This window comes from Bacillus sp. LSHTCR4 (genome assembly GCF_057197025.1).
Window position 1 is genome coordinate 133,012 of record NZ_JBXUNO010000006.1, and the last position, 20,386, is coordinate 153,397.

The 20,386-nt window shown below is 35.1% G+C and carries 15 protein-coding genes; 6 read left to right on the forward strand and 9 right to left on the reverse strand.

From position 1 onward, the window contains the following. Positions 1-47 precede the first annotated feature (47 nt). On the forward strand, positions 48-1,511 hold the full coding sequence (locus AC2CGR_RS25445) for a nicotinate phosphoribosyltransferase (RefSeq protein WP_074564762.1): 1,464 nt from the start codon (positions 48-50) through the stop codon (positions 1,509-1,511). A 226-nt stretch (positions 1,512-1,737) separates the two neighbouring features. On the opposite strand, the gene AC2CGR_RS25450 is transcribed toward AC2CGR_RS25445, so the two are convergent. The 7 genes from AC2CGR_RS25450 to fdhF all read right to left on the reverse strand — a co-directional run bounded on the left by AC2CGR_RS25450 (position 1,738) and on the right by fdhF (position 13,251). Continuing rightward, positions 1,738-4,104: a heavy metal translocating P-type ATPase gene (locus tag AC2CGR_RS25450; protein ID WP_087967108.1), complete on the reverse strand. Its 2,367-nt coding sequence runs from the start codon at positions 4,102-4,104 to the stop codon at positions 1,738-1,740. 23 nt (positions 4,105-4,127) lie between these two features. Continuing rightward, on the reverse strand, positions 4,128-4,505 hold the full coding sequence (locus tag AC2CGR_RS25455; RefSeq protein WP_000918377.1) for an ArsR/SmtB family transcription factor: 378 nt from the start codon (positions 4,503-4,505) through the stop codon (positions 4,128-4,130). A 266-nt stretch (positions 4,506-4,771) separates the two neighbouring features. Beyond that, entirely contained in the window at positions 4,772-6,187 is a 1,416-nt protein-coding gene (locus AC2CGR_RS25460) for an amino acid permease (RefSeq protein WP_042515738.1), read from the reverse strand. A gap of 103 nt (positions 6,188-6,290) precedes the next feature. Then, complete coding sequence (gene ald, locus AC2CGR_RS25465) at positions 6,291-7,424, reverse strand: alanine dehydrogenase (RefSeq protein ID WP_001219742.1); 1,134 nt, start codon at positions 7,422-7,424, stop codon at positions 6,291-6,293. Between the two features lie 368 nt (positions 7,425-7,792). Then, complete coding sequence (locus tag AC2CGR_RS25470; RefSeq protein ID WP_484481327.1) at positions 7,793-9,664, reverse strand: glycerophosphoryl diester phosphodiesterase membrane domain-containing protein; 1,872 nt, start codon at positions 9,662-9,664, stop codon at positions 7,793-7,795. 155 nt (positions 9,665-9,819) lie between these two features. After that, positions 9,820-10,302, reverse strand: a complete 483-nt coding sequence (locus AC2CGR_RS25475) for a helical membrane plugin domain-containing protein (protein ID WP_001040529.1) — start codon at positions 10,300-10,302, stop codon at positions 9,820-9,822. A 12-nt stretch (positions 10,303-10,314) separates the two neighbouring features. Continuing rightward, entirely contained in the window at positions 10,315-13,251 is a 2,937-nt protein-coding gene (fdhF, locus tag AC2CGR_RS25480; RefSeq protein WP_087967110.1) for a formate dehydrogenase subunit alpha, read from the reverse strand. Positions 13,252-13,551: 300 nt separating this feature from the next. Between fdhF and fdhD the strand changes: the two genes are divergently transcribed. Together fdhD and AC2CGR_RS25490 are read left to right on the forward strand one after the other, a co-directional pair. Next, positions 13,552-14,358, forward strand: coding sequence for a formate dehydrogenase accessory sulfurtransferase FdhD (fdhD, locus tag AC2CGR_RS25485; RefSeq protein ID WP_087967112.1), 807 nt, complete (start codon positions 13,552-13,554; stop codon positions 14,356-14,358). 225 nt (positions 14,359-14,583) lie between these two features. Then, positions 14,584-15,090, forward strand: a complete 507-nt coding sequence (locus AC2CGR_RS25490) for a GNAT family N-acetyltransferase (RefSeq protein WP_484481328.1) — start codon at positions 14,584-14,586, stop codon at positions 15,088-15,090. Between the two features lie 505 nt (positions 15,091-15,595). On the opposite strand, the gene AC2CGR_RS25495 is transcribed toward AC2CGR_RS25490, so the two are convergent. Beyond that, entirely contained in the window at positions 15,596-15,718 is a 123-nt protein-coding gene (locus AC2CGR_RS25495; RefSeq protein ID WP_001068392.1) for a hypothetical protein, read from the reverse strand. 329 nt (positions 15,719-16,047) lie between these two features. On the opposite strand from AC2CGR_RS25495, the gene AC2CGR_RS25500 reads away from it, so the two are divergent. From AC2CGR_RS25500 to AC2CGR_RS25510, 3 genes are all read left to right on the forward strand, one after another. After that, positions 16,048-16,719 carry a response regulator transcription factor gene (locus tag AC2CGR_RS25500; protein WP_000238949.1) on the forward strand — a complete coding sequence of 224 codons (672 nt, stop codon included), beginning with the start codon at positions 16,048-16,050 and terminating at the stop codon, positions 16,717-16,719. A 65-nt stretch (positions 16,720-16,784) separates the two neighbouring features. After that, positions 16,785-18,248 (forward strand): HAMP domain-containing sensor histidine kinase, encoded by a 1,464-nt coding sequence (locus AC2CGR_RS25505; protein ID WP_087967114.1) that lies wholly within the window; start codon positions 16,785-16,787, stop codon positions 18,246-18,248. A gap of 145 nt (positions 18,249-18,393) precedes the next feature. Next, positions 18,394-18,906: a GNAT family N-acetyltransferase gene (locus AC2CGR_RS25510; RefSeq protein WP_000351212.1), complete on the forward strand. Its 513-nt coding sequence runs from the start codon at positions 18,394-18,396 to the stop codon at positions 18,904-18,906. 43 nt (positions 18,907-18,949) lie between these two features. Here the strand turns inward: AC2CGR_RS25510 and pdxR are convergent, their stop codons facing one another. Then, positions 18,950-20,341 carry a MocR-like pyridoxine biosynthesis transcription factor PdxR gene (gene pdxR, locus AC2CGR_RS25515; protein ID WP_087967115.1) on the reverse strand — a complete coding sequence of 464 codons (1,392 nt, stop codon included), beginning with the start codon at positions 20,339-20,341 and terminating at the stop codon, positions 18,950-18,952. Positions 20,342-20,386: the final 45 nt, after the last annotated feature.

Genomic DNA, 20,386 nt, shown 5'->3' on the forward strand with positions numbered 1-20,386 from the left:
GGTGAAAAATTGGTATACTATAACCAAATTATGGAGGTGTTTTCGCGATGACTTATTATAAAGACGATAGCTATGCCTTACATACAGATTTATATCAAATTAATATGGCTTATACATATTGGAAAGATGGTATTCACAATCGCCGCTCGGTGTTTGATTTATACTTTCGAAAACTTCCATTCGAGAATGGTTATGCTGTTTTTGCTGGTCTTGAAAAAATTGTAGAGTACATAGAAAATTTCAGCTTTACCGAAAGCGATATCGCTTATTTAGCAGAATTACAATTTGAAGAAGAATTCCTTCATTATTTACAAAATATGAAATTCACTGGGACGATTCGAAGTATGCAAGAAGGTGAAGTTGTCTTTAATAACGAGCCTTTATTACGTGTTGATGCACCGCTTGGCGAAGCACAAATTATTGAAACTGCCCTGTTAAACATTGTGAATTACCAAACATTAATTGCAACAAAAGCAGCTCGTATGAAGCACGCTGCAAATAACGATGAACTTTTAGAGTTCGGCACAAGACGTGCCCACGAGTTCGATGCAGCCCTTTGGGGCACACGAGCTGCCTTTATTGGTGGTTTCTCATCTACAAGTAACGTACGGGCTGGGAAACGCTTCGGAATACCTGTAGCCGGCACACATGCGCACTCTTTCGTTCAAGCATATCGCGATGAATATGTCGCATTTAAGAAATACGCTGAAACTCATAAAAAATGCGTCTTTCTCGTTGATACATATGACACATTAAAATCTGGCGTTCCAAATGCAATTCGCGTCGCGAAAGAGTTTGGAGATCGCATCGATTTTTACGGAATTCGCCTCGATAGTGGTGATATGGCTTATTTATCTAAAAAGGCAAGAAAACTACTAGATGAAGCTGGGTTTACAAATACAAAAATTATTGCTTCTAGCGATTTAGATGAATATACAATTATGCACTTAAAATCTCAAGGAGCAAAAATTGATGTATGGGGCGTTGGAACAAAATTGATTACGTCCTTTGAGCAACCAGCTCTAGGAGCTGTTTATAAACTAGTTGCGATTGAAGATACTGATGGAAAATTAAATGATACAATTAAAATTTCATCTAACCCTGAAAAAATTACTACTCCAGGACTGAAACGAATTTATCGCATTATCAATCGAGTGAACGATCATGCTGAAGGCGATTATATTGCATTAGATTGTGAAGAACCAGGAAAAGAAGAACGCTTAAAAATGTTTCATCCTGTTCACACGTATATAAGTAAATTTGTAACAAACTTTGAAGCACGCGAACTGCATAAAGACATTTTTGTTAACGGTGAAAGAACATATGAACTACCAGGCATATTAGATATTCAAAAATATAATGAACAAAGTCTCGCACTATTTTGGGAGGAGTATATGCGAACTTTAAATCCTGAAGAGTACCCTGTCGATTTAAGTCAAGAATGCTGGGATCATAAAATGAATTACATTCAAACTGTTCGAGAACAAGTCGAAAAAAATATACAAAAATAAAACAGAGAAGCTCCTCCTTCTCTGTTTTTTTCAATGCTATATATCTTTGTGAAAAATATATTAAAATAATAAGACAAATATTTTTTTATTTGTAAATTTAAATATTTAGTTATTTATTTATAAAATAATATTTGTTATTATTTTATTGAGTCAATTTCAACAGAATAACCTAAAAAAGAGGACGCATTAACGGGCAGTAAGACCCCCCACTGATTAAAGTTTCACTTTATAAATCTTTCACTCGTAGTACACGCATTGCATTTAACACTGCCAGTAGTGTCACACCAACATCTGAGAAAACAGCTTCCCACATTGTTGCAATACCGAAAGCACCAAGTAGTAAAACTAATCCTTTTACCCCTAATGCAAAGATAATATTTTGCCACACAATGCGTCGTGTACGTTTTGCAATGTTTACAGCTGTTGCAATTTTTGATGGCTCATCAGTCATAATAACGATATCTGCCGCTTCAATTGCTGCATCCGATCCTAAACCACCCATTGCAATACCCACATCGGCTCTCGCTAATACCGGTGTATCATTAATACCATCACCAACGAAAGCAACTTTTTCTTTTCCATGCTTCGCTGCATCAATTTTTTCAATCTCTTCTACTTTTTGTTGCGGTAATAGTTCTGCGTGAACTTCATCTAAACCTAATTCTTTACCAACAGCTTCCCCAACTGGTTTTGCATCACCAGTTAACATGACTGTCTTCTTAATACCTAGTTCTTTTAACTTTTGAATTGCTTGTTTTGAATCTTCTTTTACCTCATCAGAGATAACGATATAACCTGCATATTTTCCATCTACAGCAACGTGAACTAATGTACCTACCGTTTCTGGTTGCTTAAATGTAATGTTCTCTTTTCTCATTAATTTAGCATTACCTGCAAAAATTTCTTTTCCTTGTACTTTTACGACTGTACCGTGACCAGAAATTTCGTTATAACCATCGATTATTTTTTCATCAACTGATTTTCCATATGCATTTCGAATCGATTGTGCAATTGGATGGTTAGAATACACTTCAGCAAATGCTGCATACTCTAATAATTCCTCATTTGTAATGCCTTCGCTCGGTTCCATTTTTGTAACTTTGAAGACACCTTTTGTTAATGTGCCTGTTTTATCAAAAACAATATATTTCACATCATTTAAAGCTTCTAAATAGTTACTTCCTTTTACTAACACACCACTTTTAGATGCACCACCGATACCTCCAAAGAATCCAAGAGGAATAGATACAACTAACGCACATGGACAAGAAATTACTAAGAACACTAAAGCTCTATAAATCCAATCAGAGAATGTAGCTCCTTCTAAAATAAGTGGGGGAATAAACGCCATGATCGCTGCTGTAATTACTACAACTGGAGTGTAGTAACGCGCAAACTTCGTAATAAAGTTTTCTGTTGGCGCTTTTTTACTGCTTGCATTTTGAACTAAATCTAAAATTTTTGATACAGTTGATTCACCAAATTCTTTTGTAACCTCAATTGTTAATACACCATTTTGGTTCACAAAACCACTTAGTACATCATTTCCAACTTCAACTTCACGTGGTACAGATTCACCAGTCAATGCTGAAGTATCTACCATTGATGTTCCTTCAACTACTTTCCCATCTAATGGTACTTTCTCACCAGGTTTCACGATAATATAATCGCCGATTTGTACATCTTCTGGTGATACTTGTTTCGTTTCATTACCAACCTTTACATTCGCGTAATCAGGACGAATATCCATTAATGAAGTAATTGATTTTCGAGAACGGTTTACCGCAATACTTTGGAATAGTTCCCCTACTTGATAGAATAACATTACTGCAACCGCTTCTGGGTATTGTTGAATCGCGAAAGCTCCTAGTGTGGCAATTGCCATTAAGAAGTTCTCATCAAACACTTGACCACGAGTTATGTTTCTTACCGCTCTCCAAACAATATCTCCACCGATTAATAAATACGCAAGGACGAATAATGGAATTGTGATCATTTGTGGTAAGCCAGCTAATGCAGCGATTGCTGTCAAAATTCCGCCAACCACTAATCGTCCTACCATCTTTTTCACATTTGCTTCACCATGATCATGACTATGTCCATGGTCATGACCACCCTTTTCTTCACGAACAACTTTCACATCTGGTTCTAACTTTTGAACGACATTTGTTATATTGGCTACAGTCGCTTCTAATTCTCTTTTATTCGCTACCTCAACTCGTAATTTCTTTGATACGAAATCAACAGTTGCTGTTGAAACAGTCGGCATTTCTTTCACTTTATTTTCAATCTTCATCGCACAATTTGCGCAATCTAAACCTTCTAATATAAATACTTCTTTTGCTACTTTTGTATTTTTTTCTTCTTGTACTTTAATGTGCGGTTCTAATTTTGTAACGAGTTGTTTTGCTTCTGTAACAACTTCGTTTTCTTTATTTTGTTCTGTCTCTAAAACCATTGTTTTTGTTGCAAAATTTACAGAGCAAGAATTTACTCCTTCTATATTCCCAACACCTTTTTCAATTTTCATTGCACAGTTCGCACAATCTAAACCTTCTAACATCAGTTTCTTTTTCACTAATGCTTCAGCCATCGTTCTCCCTCCTCGCATTCTTTTTATTCTTCTTCGTTTACGTGTTCAAACGCTTGCTCGAAGATATGAATTACGTGCTGGTCAGCTAACGAGTAATAAACGACCTTTCCTTCTTTACGATTCTTTACAAGTTTCGCTTGCTTTAACACACGAAGCTGATGTGAAATAGATGATTGTGTCATTCCTAATAAATACGCTAAATCACAAACACACATTTCAGCTTCAAATAACGCATGTAATATTCTCGTACGTGTACGATCGCCTAATACTTTAAATAATTCAGCTACTTTACTTAAACTTTCATCAGTTGGAATTGTTTGTTTTACTTGATCAACAACTTCTTCATGGATTATCGTTTGAGAACATGTCTCTTGTGGTGTTTCTACTTTATTTCCAGCCATCATAGCTCACCTCTTTATTTGAACATATGAACAATCATTCATATATCTTATACTTTTATTATATGAGCGTCCATTCATATGTGTCAATGAAATCTCATACATTTTTTTGAACATTTCGTTCACATTTTAAAAAGATCTACACATATTTTCCGCATCAATTACATTCTCATACAAAAAAGGATGTACACTTTGCACAAAAGAAAAAGCCTTGCGCGTTCCCTAGACGCACAAGGCTTACTATACTTATATCCCTTTTAATTAAGCTTTTAATTAGCTTGTTCTAAATTATCCTGCGAACTTCCATCGTCTTTTAAATGACTATGTTTTTTCGAATAAACAAAGTATACAACCACTCCGATTGCTAACCAAATACCGAAGTAGATCCATGTTGTTAATGGTAGGTTAAACATTAAGAATAGACAACATGCGATTGAAATAATCGGTAGCGTTGGTACAAGCGGTACCACAAAACCACGTTTTAAGTTCGGATGTGTTTTACGAAGAATAATAACTGACACACCTACCATCGCAAATGTTAACAATGCTCCAATATTCGCTAAATTCGACAATTCTTTTAAATCGATAAATCCAGCAATTAAAGCACTACCAATACCTGTTAACCAAGTTGAGAATACTGGCGCTTCTGTCTTCTTATTAATTTTCGCAAATGATTTCGGTAATAAACCATCACGGCTCATCGCGAAGAATACACGTGTTGTTGCATAAATGTAAGCAAAGATTACAGCCATAATACCAATTACAGCTCCAACTGCGATTACACCTGCTACTTTATCTTGTCCCACAACCTCTAACACATATGCCATAGCTTCTGGTACATCTAACTCTTTATAAGAAACCATACCTGTCATCACGAGACAAACTACAACATAAATGATTGTACAAATAATTAACGAAGCAATAATACCAATCGGTAAATCACGTTGTGGATTTTTTACTTCTTCAGCAGAAGTTGCTAATGCATCAAATCCTAAGAAAGCGAAGAACACTGCTGCGCCTCCGGCAAAGATTCCGCTCATACCGTATGGTGCAAATGGTGTCCAGTTTTCTGGTTGTACGTAAAACGCACCAACTGCAATGAATAAAATAACAATACCAATTTTGATTAATACCATTATGTTATTCACACGTTTACTTTCTTTCGTACCTCTTGATAATAACCAAGTTAAAACTAAAGTAATGACTACTGCTGGTAAATTCACAATTCCACCTTGTGATGGAATCTTTAACAGCTCTGTTGGAATTTCTAATCCAAATCCACTCACTAAGTTATTGAAATAACCTGTCCATCCACCAGCTACTGCGGCAGTTGTTACGACGTATACAGATAGTAATGTCCATCCCATTAAGTGGGCAATAAACTCACCAATTGTCGCATATGAATATGTGTACACACTACCTGAAACCGGCAGTGTAGATGCAACTTCTGCATAACATAATGCTGCAAATCCACAAACAATCGCTGCAATCATGAATGAAAAAATAACTGCTGGACCAGCATCTCTTGCTGCTACTAATCCTGTTAATACTAGTACTCCTGTACCGATTATCGCACCAATCCCTAGCATTGTTAGGTCAAATGCCCCTAGCGTTTTCGTTAAAGTTTTACTTTTACTTTCCCCTAACAATTGCGTAACGGATTTCTTTTTAAATAGGTTGGCCACGATGTATGCCCCCTTTTGCCAAGAAGAGCTAAGAGATATTCACTCTTAGCTCTTATCATGTTGTTTTATATATTGTTCGATTTTGTTTTGTATAATGCTTCTATTAGCAAGATACTGTTTCTGCTTCTAATAATTCTTTAGCACCTTTGTACTCTACACCGTGAGCTTCTGCAACTGCTTCGAATGTTACATAGCCATCTAATGTGTTAATACCTTTTAGTAACGCAGAGTTGCCTAGGCAAGCTTCTTTGTAGCCTTTGTTAGCAATTTGTACTGCATATGGTACTGTTACGTTTGTTAATGCAAGAGTTGATGTACGTGGAACCGCACCTGGCATGTTTGCAACTGCATAATGAACCACGCCGTGTTTTTCGTAAGTTGGGTTATCATGAGTTGTAATACGGTCAGTTGTTTCGAAAATACCACCTTGGTCAATCGCGATATCTACAACAACAGAACCTGGTTCCATTGATTTAATCATTTCTTCTGTTACAAGTTTTGGTGCTTTTGCACCTGGGATTAATACTGCACCGATTACAAGATCAGACTCTTTTACAGCTTCTGCAATATTGTAAGGATTAGACATTAAAGTTTTTACTTGGTTTCCGAAAATGTCATCTAATTGACGAAGACGTTCTGCACTTAAGTCGATGATTGTTACATCCGCACCTAGTCCAACTGCAATTTTAGCAGCATTTGTACCAGCTTGTCCACCACCGATGATTGTTACTTTACCACGTTTAACCCCTGGAACACCTGCAAGTAAGATACCTTTACCGCCTTTGTTTTTCTCAAGGAATTGTGCACCAATTTGTGCAGCCATACGACCAGCTACTTCACTCATAGGTGCAAGTAATGGTAGAGAACGGTTTTCTAACTGTACTGTTTCATATGCAATAGAAACAACTTTCTTTTCGATTAATGCTTTTGTTAATTCTGGTTCTGGAGCTAAGTGTAAGTATGTGAATAAGATCAAACCTTCGCTGAAGTGTTTGTATTCGCTTTCAATTGGTTCCTTAACTTTCATAACCATTTCCATGTTCCAAGCTTCTTCAGCTGTATCAACAATTTTCGCTCCTGCTTCAACATACTGAGCATCTGTAAAACCAGATCCTAAACCTGCACCCTTTTGAATGAATACTTCGTGATTGTTACGAATTAAATGTACAACACCTGCTGGTGTCATTGCCACACGGTTTTCGTTGTTTTTAATTTCTGCTGGTACCCCAATACGCATAATGAAATGCCCCCTTATAATTAACAGAAAAAAGAAAGTCTTTTTTCTTTTTTTAATAATTAATAACTTATGTCCTTATTCTAGCATAACTTAAAAATTATGAAAACGCTAACATACCATTTTTTTAAAGTTTATATATTTAGAATAGTGTAAATATATAAAACATTGATTCTATTAGGATTCTCGTTCCATTCCATTATCTATCACTCTATTTTTATTATACTCTTCCAAAATGAGTACCGACCATTTATTATTCGACAATAATGTAACAATGTAAGAAACCCCAATAACGCCGTATACATATACAGTTGTGAATTTACATAATACTTTAGGGATATATTCTTTTCATAAAAAACAGCTGCTAGCATTTAGCTAGCAGCTGGATAACTTATAAATAACTTGGAAAATAAATCATCTGTTGTCTCAGTAATTTTATCAAACAAATCACTTTCTTCCTCTTCTTGCTCTTTTAACATCTTAATTGTTTCACGTGCATCTTCAGGATAGTCGGTAATGATACCATCTACGTTTAATTTATAATATCCCTTTAAACTTTCCATATCATTTACCGTCCATACGTAAATTGGCTTGTTTAACTTCCTTGCTTCTTTTACTAATTTCTTATTTAACATATATTCTTCTGCTACATAAAAATCAGCCTTCACATTTTTTAAGTTAGCTCTACTCGCATACAGTATATATCCTACTTTTATATCTGGATTTGCACGCTTAAACTCTTTAATAAGCGGATAGTGTAACGTTTGAATGACACATTGTTTCTCAAATTCATTATCTTTAATCGCTTTTAATACTTTGTTTACAAAATCTTTTTCGCCACCATGAAGCTTCACTTCAATATTGAGTTTGATTTTTCCCTTTGCCAACTTAATGATCTCATCAAGTGTACTTATTTGTCCTGAAAACCCATCTTGACTAAGAGTAAGTTGTCTTAACTCGTCCATCGTTAAATCTGACACATGAACATTAGCATTAGCAAGGCGTTTCAACTTCAAATCATGTATAACTGCTAATTCACCGTCTTTTGTTTGTAATACATCAATTTCAGCATAGTCTGCTTTTGCATCAATAGCACCTTGAATGGCTTCTTTCGTATTTTCTACTCCTTTTGATATATACCCACGGTGCGCCATAATAATCGGTTCTTTATATGAATTTGAAATAAACGTTACTATGAAGGCAACAACCATCCCGGCAGTAATAATTCCTACAATATATACACCAATAAATTTCCAACGATGTTTTTGGAAGAAACATTTATCTGCTTTCGTTTTCGAATAATCTAACCCTTCTTCTAATAAAACATCTTCAACTGGCACCTTTTGTAAATACAATCGCGTAATCGCCATAATATAAAATGGTGTCACGATAAAGCTAAATAAATACAATGTACTCGTTAAAAATACAGACATTGTAGATTCCGCTAATAATGCAAATGTTCCTTTCGGATTTGTAAATTCATAAACACCCCATAGACACAATAAATATATTCCTAAAAATAGGATATACACAATTCCTATTGAAATAAAAAATCCGACTAAAAAGAGTAGTACTTTAAAAAAGCTTTCTTTTACTAACTTTGCACTTTTACGTGCTGCCACGCGAAATGGCTTTTGCTCTAAAACAACAATAGGTAGAACAAAAATCCAGCGAAGGTTCAAATACGCAACTACAGCAAAGAATGTGTAATAACCAACTTGTCCCATGGTTGTCTTGAACAGTTCTCCTGTAATGAAGTTAGGAATTTGAATTTGCGGGATTAATGCTGTTTCATATCCCATATTTAAAAGAGGTAACAATACGACAGCATATAAAATAAATCCCGGTAAGCAATATGTGAAAAGGGTAGGTAAATACGTTACTGTTTTATACAAAATTGGACGTAATCTCACCTTTTGCCTTTTATGAGCAAAGTACGAAATAATAATAAGCACCGCAAATTCCGTAAAGATAAGAAACAGCGCTAACAATGATAAAATTACAATTGCCAAAATGCCATAAGGCGTCTTTAAAAACGCTAATAATTCATCATTTGTCGCGTTTGCATAACCACCAAAATACAATAACTTATTAAAAATGATCCCAAATAGCGGGACAAATACAATCGCTGCTAATAATTTATAAGCGAGTTGAAAGGTTAATACATTCCAAAAAGCAAATTTAACTGTTTGAAAGGAATGTCCTATTACTCCTGGTATAGATAGTCTTTTACGGTGTTGCATATATTCCTCCACATTCTAAAACGATATTTGAGATGGATTCCATATTTCCATTTCTAATCCATCTTTTTAATAATAATATATTCCGCTTAACATGAACACTCTTATACATACAATGAAAAAAGTGATGGTTACTCCCCATCACTTTTTCACTTACTCTATTTTTTCTCTAATCCTTGTCCAAATGCTTTCAAGAAGCTAAAACCGAATGTAATGGCTCTATTGATATCTGGATCTTTTAACACTTTAAAGAAATCCATCACTTTTGTTTTTTTACCACTATTTAATTCATCTGTTGCAAATTGTAATCCAGTAACTAAGCTGGATGTAATTTGTTTCGTTACTTCCGGATCAACTGAAGATAAAGCTTCTCCTGCCCCCATCATATTGTTGAGTGCATTTTTAACTGGTTCACGATTTAATTGCTCCACAGCGATCTTTGAAACATCTTCCTTCGCAGCAAGTAAACTAATCGCCGCATCTAATATACCAGCCTTCTGCAACTGCGCTAACAGCTGCATCGTTTCTTCTACTGCTTCACGATTATTAGATAGCTCATTTAGAAGTTCATCTGCTACTTGCTGTTTCTGTTCTTCTTCTGTTACAACTTTCTTTTTAATTAAAGTAATTTCTTTTGCCACTATCTCCGCCCCCTAGTCCACAAGTGATACGTATTGTTTTCTTTGCCATTTTTGCTCGATTTCAACACCATTTTGCGGATTACGCTTTTTATCTCGCGGGTTTGAAGATGGTAACGGACGATTTCCTTTTTCACGTAATACACGCATTTTCACCATCGTTTGTTTGTACGCCGGTGTACACGTATAAAGGTCTGTTGCCGTCCCAGTTAAAATATTAATCGCTTCTTCATTTATCGTTGCATGCATCGGTAGGTATAGCTCTTTCCCCGTTACACGATCTGTAACAAGTGCCTGTACTTTAATTTTCCCAAATGGTGATGCTAATTCTACAAGACCACCATCTTTCACATTACGCTCTAGGGCAAGTTCCGGCGAGATTTCAACGAACACTTCAGATACTTTAGATAAAATACCAGCCGACTTATTCGTCATATTTCCTTCATGGAAATGTTCTAGCATGCGTCCATTATTTAAAAGTAAATCATACTCATCTGGCGCTACAACTGGTGGTACCCATTCATCTAATGATAAACGAGCTAGTTTATCTGGGAAGTTAAATCCGTCTACATATAATAGCGGTGTATCACTACCATCATGGCTACCCCAACATAAACTATTCCAACCTTCTAGACGGTCGTACGTTGCTTGAGAGTATAACGGTGCAAGTGATGCGATTTCATCCATAATTTCACTTGGACTTTCGTAATTCCAATCCCCGCCGAGTGCACGAGCAACTTTTTGTAAAATCCACCAGTCTGGTTTTGAATCACCAAGCGGTTTCAATACTTCATATAACCTTTGAATACGGCGCTCTGTATTCGTAAACGTTCCTTCTTTTTCTAAGCTTGGTGCCGCTGGTAAAATAACATCAGCAAAACGAGCTGTTTTTGATAAGAACATATCTTGAACAACGAGGAAGTCTAAATTCGCTAAAATATGTTGCACATGGTTCGCATTGGAATCGACTAAAGCCATTTCTTCACCCATGACATACATACCACGTAGTTTTCCTTCTTCTGCCGCAAGTAACATTGCAATATTATTTAATCCTGGTGCTTTCGGAATGGTTGTGCCGTATGCTTTTTCAAACTTAGCACGAAGCGTATCATCTGATACTGCTTGATAACCTGGAAGCCAGTTTGGTAATGTCGCCATATCACAAGCACCTTGTACGTTATTATGACCTCGTAATGGATATGCGCCTGCACCAGGACGACGATAGTTCCCCGTAACAAGCAGTAAATTGGAAATAGCAGCAGATGTTGTACTTCCTCCTGTATTTTGCGTTACACCCATTCCCCAAAGTATGCAAGTACCATCTGCTTCATATACCATACGAGCCATTTCTTTCAGGTGTTCTTTCGAAATCCCCGTAATTTCTTCTGTATACTCAAGCGTATACTTTTCTAACATTGTGCTATATTCATCAAAGTTCTTCACATTTTCAGCTAAAAACTTTTTATCGTGCCACTCTTGATCAATAATATATTTCGTAATACCAGCAAGCCATACGTAATCCGTACCTTGGCGCGGATGAATAAATAAATCCGCACGCTCTGCCATTTCATGTTTACGAAGATCTGCTACAATCAGTTTTTGCTCGTGTAATTTATGAGCACGTTTTACCCGCGTCGCAAGCACAGGATGTCCTTCTGTTGGATTCGCACCAACGATAATGACAAGGCCTGCTTCAGCTATATCTTTCACTGTTCCAGCATCTCCGCCCATACCGACAGTTTTAAATAAACCGTCTGTTGCTGGAGATTGACAATAACGAGAACAATTATCCACATTATTCGTTCCATATATTTGTCGAGCTAGTTTTTGCATAAGGTAATTTTCTTCATTTGTTACTTTCGATGAAGAAATAAATCCAAATGCATCGCTGCCGTATTCAGATTTAATATGCTGCATGTTAGAAGCAACAACTTCTAATGCCTCTTCCCAAGTAGCTTCAACAAACATATCTCCTTGGCGAATTAATGGCTTCGTAATTCGATCTTCACTATTTACAAAGTCCCATCCAAATTTACCTTTTACACATGTGGAAATTCCATTAACTGGTGCATCTGAAACAGGTTGCACTTTTAATATATGGCGATCTTTCGTCCATACTTCGAATGAACAACCGACACCACAAAATGTACAAACTGTTTTTGTTTTATTCACTTTCGTCTTACGCATCGCAGCCTCTACTTCTGAAACTGCTAAAATGCTACTATATCCAGGCTCTACATCCTTTACAAAATCAATCATCGGATCTAACACATCTGATTTTAATCCTGTCATGAATCCAGCTTCACCTAACATTGATTTTTCCATTAACGCATTACATGGACATACCGTTACACACTGCCCGCAACTTACACAAGATGAGTCATTTATACTTACACCATTGTCCCATATAACACGCGGACGATCTAAGCTCCAGTCTATCGATATCGTTTCATTAACCTGTAAGTTTTGACATACTTCTACACACTGTCCACAAGCAATACATTGATTTGGATCATACCGATAAAACGGATGTGACATATCCACTTCACAAGCACTTACTTTCGGCTCGTACGGATATTTCTGCTCTTCAATTCCCATCATATGTACTGTATTATGAACCTTACAATTACCGTTATTGTTATCACATACGGTACAATACAATAAATGATTCTCTAATATTCGATCCATAGCCTCAGTCTGTGCCTCTTTCGCACGCTGTGACTGTCTTTCAATATGCATACCGTTCTCTATTTGCGTTGAACAAGCACGCATTAACTTCCCATCTACTTCTACAATACATGTATCACAAGTTTGAATTGGATCTACTTCTGGTACATGACAAATTTGAGGATGTTCCAAATTACTCTCATTAAATAATTGTAGTATTGTCTTTTCACCTGATGCTGAAAATTCTTTACCATCTACGGTTACACGGACTGTCTGTTCTGCCATAGTTTCCCCTCTCCTTACAACCAACTGTACAATATATTTATGAATCCGTTTTCACAAATGCATTACTGTACATATTTTTGAAACGTCCTGCCCAAATACTTTTCTTTTGAAGTCGATTCTAGATGTTGATAAGGCATCACTACGAAAGCTTAAAAATTTCACTATTCTACATTTCTATTATATCGTATATATACAATAATAACCAAAATAATCTGATACCTTCCTTCTAACAGATGTTTTTATTTTTTCAATGTTTTATGATGAATGTGGGAGAAAATACATATAAAAGGGGAATTTAATATGGGGCCTACGCAAGAGACTTATACAATTGTACGTTATCAATCTGGTACATTTTCAAAACAACTTGATGAGATTGTTACGGAATCTCCTATTACTATTAAATTAAATGGTGAAGAATATGTAACAGTTGTATGTACACCAAATTATATTGAAGACATGGTTATTGGTTTTTTAATTTCTGAAGGAGTTATTTCTTCCTATAAAGATGTTGAAGAACTATGGATCCAAAAAGACAACGGAATTGTTCATGTAACATCATCAAAAATAAATCCGCTCTACCACACTTTATATAATAAACGATACATTACTTCTTGCTGCGGAAAAGGTAGACAAGGCTTTATTTTCGTTAACGATGCCGCAAAAGCAAAAGATTTACATGATATACATGTAAAAATTACTCCTGAAGAATGCTTTTACTTAATGAATACTTTACAACAATCTTCCACTACCTTTCGCCAAACCGGCGGTGTTCACAATACTGCGCTATGTGATCGAAACAATATCCTCCTATCAAGAATGGATATTGGAAGACATAATGCATTAGATAAAATATACGGTCATTGTTTGCGCAACGATATACCTGTTAAAGGAAAAATCATTGCATTTAGCGGGCGTATTTCATCCGAAATTTTACTCAAAGTTTCAAAAATCGGATGTGAAATTGTTCTATCTAAATCCGCTCCAACAAAACTAGCATTGCAACTCGCTCACGATTTAGGCATTACAGTCGTAGGATTTATTAGAAATGACTCTTGTAATATTTACACGCATCCACATCGAATTGATGGTTATCAATCGAATAACTAAAATAACTCCTCAATCGAGGAGTTATTTTAGTTATAAAAATGTAATATATTAAACACTTGAATAGTTAATAAAGTTAATATATAATTTCATTACATATTAAAAACAAAAACATTGTAGCATATATCTTTTCATTCTTTTACAAATTAAAAGAGACTGCTCACAAAACACATATACAATCTTATAAAAGGTTCACTTTATTTGAAATCAACCAAGGAGGTTACAACTATGGAAATTCGCTTATTAACGACAGAGGACGCAGAAATATATTTAAAAGTTTGTATGGAAGGTTTAACGAAGAACCCGGAAGCTTTTAGCTCTTCTTATGAAGATGTTCTTAAACATGAGAATCCTGTAGCTGCTATGGCAAAACGATTAAGCAATCCGGATAAGTATACTCTAGGTGTCTTCAAAGATAACGATTTAATCGGCATTGCTACTTTAGAAACAAAGCCTTTCATTAAACAAGAACATAAAGCAAAAATCGGTTCCGTTTTTGTTTCCCCTAAAGCACGTGGCCTTGGAGCAGGACGAGCTCTTATGAAAGCAATTATTGAAAATGCCGATAAATTACATGTAGAACAACTTATGCTCGATGTTGTAGTTGGTAACGATGCAGCAAAAAAATTATATGAGTCATTAGGTTTCCAAACTTACGGCGTACAAGAGCGTTCATTAAAACATAACGGTCAATATTGGGACGAAGAACACATGGTTTTGTTCTTAAATGATTAATACTTCAATATAGTTTTCCAAAAGCATCTTTCTATTAAGAAAGATGCTTTTTTCATTACAACAATGTAATCTTCATGTCACCTTTATCGATCGTACCAAACCTTTCCATTCATTATACTAAAAATATAAAGTGAAACTTTACTCAGTGGAAAGCTTTACCTCCACTGAGTATTAGTTGAACCAATCGGGCATTTATGGACAGTTGACCTTCCATCTAACTTCTTTGCATCTACTAAATTTTGGGATGGAAGTCTTACTGCCCATTAATGCGGGATAAAGTGAAACTTTACTCAGTGGGGAACTACACCCCACGCTAATCGCATGTACTTGATATGTAGAGGAGAATGTGACATGAAACAAAACAAACGAGCTATGCTTTTAATATTTACTACAGCAATTGTAACTTCTGGATTAGCAATTTTACCCTGGTTTATTATATAGAAATATCCCCCTTAACAATGAAAAAAGCTTATTGCTTCTTAAGAAGCAATAAGCTTTTTTTATATTATAAAATCCCCAAAATTTTATTTACACAACTTATAATAATAACCATAGATACGGCAACGCACATGACAACCGTATTACGATCTTGCTTTTCTTTTTTTGAAATTTCTTCTTTTGGATTCATGTGTATGATCTCCTTTTAAAAAAAGTGTGAGATAGGAAATTTTTCTTATCCGATGCGAGGTGAATACGAAAACCCTCTCTATCTCACATACACAATAGAATGGAATTGTCATTTTATAAATAAAATGACATGACGTTATGTCGCAACATAGGGTATTTTGTGTCGCTACGTTTTCTATTATAAAAAATAGTTGTGCAAAACTAGTGCATTTTTTATGTCAATTACTCTGAGCGAGAAATAACTCTTCCACTCAATCACATAAAAAGAGTTTTTTATTATTTTCATGTAAACTATACAAATAGAATGAACAGTTTGGGGTGCACAAGATTATGGTAAAAATTTTATTAGTAGACGATGAAGAACGTATGTTACGATTATTAGATCTGTTCTTAAGTCCTCGTGGCTATTTTTGTATGAAAGCTACCTCTGGCCTTGAAGCACTAAAGTTAATAGAACAAAAAGACTTCGATATTATTTTGTTAGATGTAATGATGCCGAATATGGATGGCTGGGATACTTGTTATCAAATCCGTCAAATTTCCAACGTTCCAATCATTATGCTAACAGCTCGTAATCAAAACTACGATATGGTTAAGGGCCTTACTATGGGCGCAGATGACTATATTACAAAACCATTTGATGAGCATGTATTAGTTGCACGAATTGAGGCTATATTACGCCGTACAAAGAAGGATGGATTCGTTAGCTTCAATGGTATTGAGTGGGATAAAACGAAACATACCGTCACAGTATATGATGAAAAAATCTCACTAACTCCTATCGAGTTCTCGTTGCTTGGACTATTTTTACAAAATACAAACCGTGCTTATAGCCGAGATGATTTAATTGAAAAAATTTGGGGTTATGAAACAGACATTGAATATAGAACAATCGATTCACATATTCGCAATATCCGTGATAAACTACGCAAAAAAGGATTTCCAGTTGAAAATTACTTAGAAACTGTCTATAAAGTCGGATATAAATGGAAAAGTGAATAATTATTTCGGTCAGTGAGCAATAGTATATCACTGACCCTTTATATGAAATAAGGTATGGTGAGAAAATGAGTAAACTTTCACTTAAAATTGGGACATACTTTTTAATATTAGCTTTATGTATTGAAACAATTGCTTTCGTATCTTTTTACAAAAGCATTTCAACAATGCGGATTGAGGAAGAAACACTTGCTCTTTTAGAAAAAGGTAATCGCTATAGTAACAAAATTACAAGACGTTCCAAGTGGAGTGTACATGCTCAAGAAAAGACAAACATCGAACGTGCTGAATACAATAAAAATCCTAACCGTCCTATATACCCAGAGTTCGATATCGCGGATGAGGCTGAACACTTAGTTGAATCAGAATCAATTGCTAACTCTGATATAGCTATCATTATAACGGACAATAATGGAAAAATCATTTCCACTTCAGAACCTGTAACAAAGACTATGCAAAAACAACTTACTTGTAAAACAGAACAAATCCCCCAAAATGGATTAATCGTCGAGAAGAACTGGAAAAAATCAAAATTCATCACAACGGTAAGCCCAATTAATACAAAAGAGTTTCAAGGAAAATTATATATGTTATTAAAAACATCTTTCTTAGAAAATATGTTACTTAAACTCATGAACCAATTTCTTATCATTAGTGTTTTGACAGTTATTTTAACAACTATTTCTGTCTTTGTTTTTTCTCGTGTTATTACAGAACCGCTTATAAAAATGAAGAGGGCAACAGAAAAAATGTCAAAATTAAATAAACCAATTCAATTAGGTATTAAACGGAATGATGAACTTGGAAGCTTAGCAAAAACGATTGAAGATTTGTCCAGTGAACTGACTTATATGAAAAAAGAAAGAAACGAGTTTCTCGCTAGTGTTGCTCATGAATTATTAACCCCATTAACTTATATGAAAGGTTATGCGAAAGTGGCAAAGAGAGACTCTTTAACGAAAGAAGAGCGTGAAGAATACTTGCAAATCATTGAGGATGAAACAGATAGTGTAACCGATCTCGTTCAAGATTTATTTATGCTTGTACAATTAGAACAACACCAGTTTGTTATAAAGAAACAAAAAGTGCTTCTTAGGCCTTTTTTAGAGCGAATGGTTGAAAAAACAAAAACAACATTAACGAATAAGCAAATGCAACTCCATGTATATTGTAAAGATGATTTAGAAGTTTGCATAGACGAAAGACGTATGGAACAAGTTATGTTAAATTTATTACACAATGCTTATCAACATTCGCTAGAAAACACCACTATTACAATACGCGTACTCACAGAAATAAATTCTTTTACAATAAGTGTACAAGATGAAGGTGAAGGTATTCCTGAAGAAGATATCCCGCATATTTTCGATCGTTTTTATCGTGTTGACAAATCCAGAACGAGAGCTACTGGAGGAAAAGGTATCGGGCTAGCTGTTGCGAAAGAAATTGTGGAATTGCATAATGGTTCCATTCTAGTAACAAGCAAATTAGGCGTAGGAACAAACTTTATAATCAAGCTACCTTTTGAATAATATGTGTGTGAAAACACCAGTAGTAGTAAACACTACTGGTGTTATTTTGTTCATAAAATCAGCTCATATAAGCTAAGCTTTTGAAATTATTCTTATTTCAATATAAAATAAAGGTACATTTGCAAAGATTTGGAGGGTGATATAATTGGATATCCATGTATTAACAAAAGACGAAGCGGAAATTTACTTAGAACTTCGTGTAGAAGGATTAAAGCAAAACCCTGAAGCTTTTAGCTCTTCTTATGAAGATATTATTAATAAAGAGTGTGCAATTGAATATAAAGCACAAAAATTAGCACAAGATGAAAACTATACGCTAGGTGCATTTAAAGATGGAAAATTAATCGGGGTTGCGACACTGGAAACGAAACCATATGTAAAACAAGAACATAAAGCTAAAATCGGTTCTGTCTATGTGTCTCCAAAAGCACGCGGACTTGGAGCAGGAAAAGCACTTATTAAAGAATGTCTTGAACTTGCTAAATCTTTAGAAGTAGAACAGGTTATGCTTGATGTTGTTGTTGGCAACGATGGAGCAAAAAAACTTTATGAATCATTAGGATTTAAAACATTCGGTGTGCAAGAACGTTCATTAAAATATAACGGACAATATTGGGACGAAGAGCATATGGTCTTATTCTTAGATGAAAATAAATAATAAAAAACATCCTCTCGTGTATGAGGATGTTTTTTTACTTTTTTCAAAACCACGCTGTATTTAATAGTTGTATCGCTTGTGCAATTTTTTCTTCTGATAAAATCGCAAACCCAAGTAAAACTACATTTTCAGGTGCAGTACCATCTTTGTAGTACGTAGAAACAGGATATAGTTTAATACTATATTTTGCCGCTTCTTTAATTAGTTCTTCTTCTCGCATTCCATTATGCACTTTTAATAAAATGTGTAATCCCGAATCTTCTCCTATCACTTCAACACGATTAGAGAAATACTTTCCTATTTCAAAAACAAGTCGATCTCTCTTCTTTCGATAGACGACACGCATTTTATGAATATGTTTTTCCCAATAGCCTTCATTTAAAAACCTTCTTATCACTTCTTGATCCATTCTTGAAACACTTTGCGTATAAAACAAATATTCCTTTTGATATTTTATAATCAAATTCTTCGGTAATACTATATAGCTCATCCGTAACGAGGGCAATAAAGCTTTTGATAGCGTCCCCATATAAATAACTTTCCCCTCTGTATCTAATCCTTGTAGTGCCGGAATTGGCTTTCCTGAATAGCGAAATTCACTATCGTAATCATCTTCAATAATATACCTGTCTTTCTCTTTCTTCGCCCATTGTAAAAGCTGCGTCCTCCTCGTAATAGGCATAATCATTCCATATGGGAATTGATGAGATGGAGTTACAAATACAACATTTGCATCGCTATTTTCTAAATCTGCCATACAAATTCCGTCCCTGTCTAAAGACAACATTTGAACCTTCTCTTCTCCCTGTTCAAAAACAACCATTTTCCTATGATAACCTGGGTTTTCAACTGCATAATTACTTCCCTTCAACAATTGAAAAAGTAATTTCACTAATATTTGTGTTCCCGCTCCCAATACAATTTGACTAGCTGAACAACGCACACCTCTAGATTCATACAAATATTTCGCAATTTCCTCCCTTAAGCTCAATTCCCCTTGAGGATGTCCAAGAAAAAGTAACTCATTATTATGTGGCTGCCATACATCATTTATAAGCTTGCGGTACATAGTGAACGGAAAAGTTTTTGTATCAACCCCTGTTTGGGTGAAATCAAACTTATAGTTCTCCTCCCGAAACGGTACTTCTTCTACTTTCGCATCGCTTCCTTCTACATAAATCATTTGTTCAACTTTGCATACAAAATAACCTTTTCTCGATGCCGACTCAATATAACCTTCTGCAAGTAATTGCTCGTAAGCCGCTTCTACTGTATTCTTACTCACTTGTAAATAGCTTGCCAGTTTTCTTTTTGCAGGTAATTTTGTAAAAGCCGGAATCGTTCCATCTTTAATCTCTTTTTTTATATACTCATACAATTGCACATACAATGCTATTTTGCTTTTCGCATTTAAATTAGGCGTTAATTCTAACATAATATCTGACCCCTCAATAAAACTGAAATCTGATACTTTTTACAG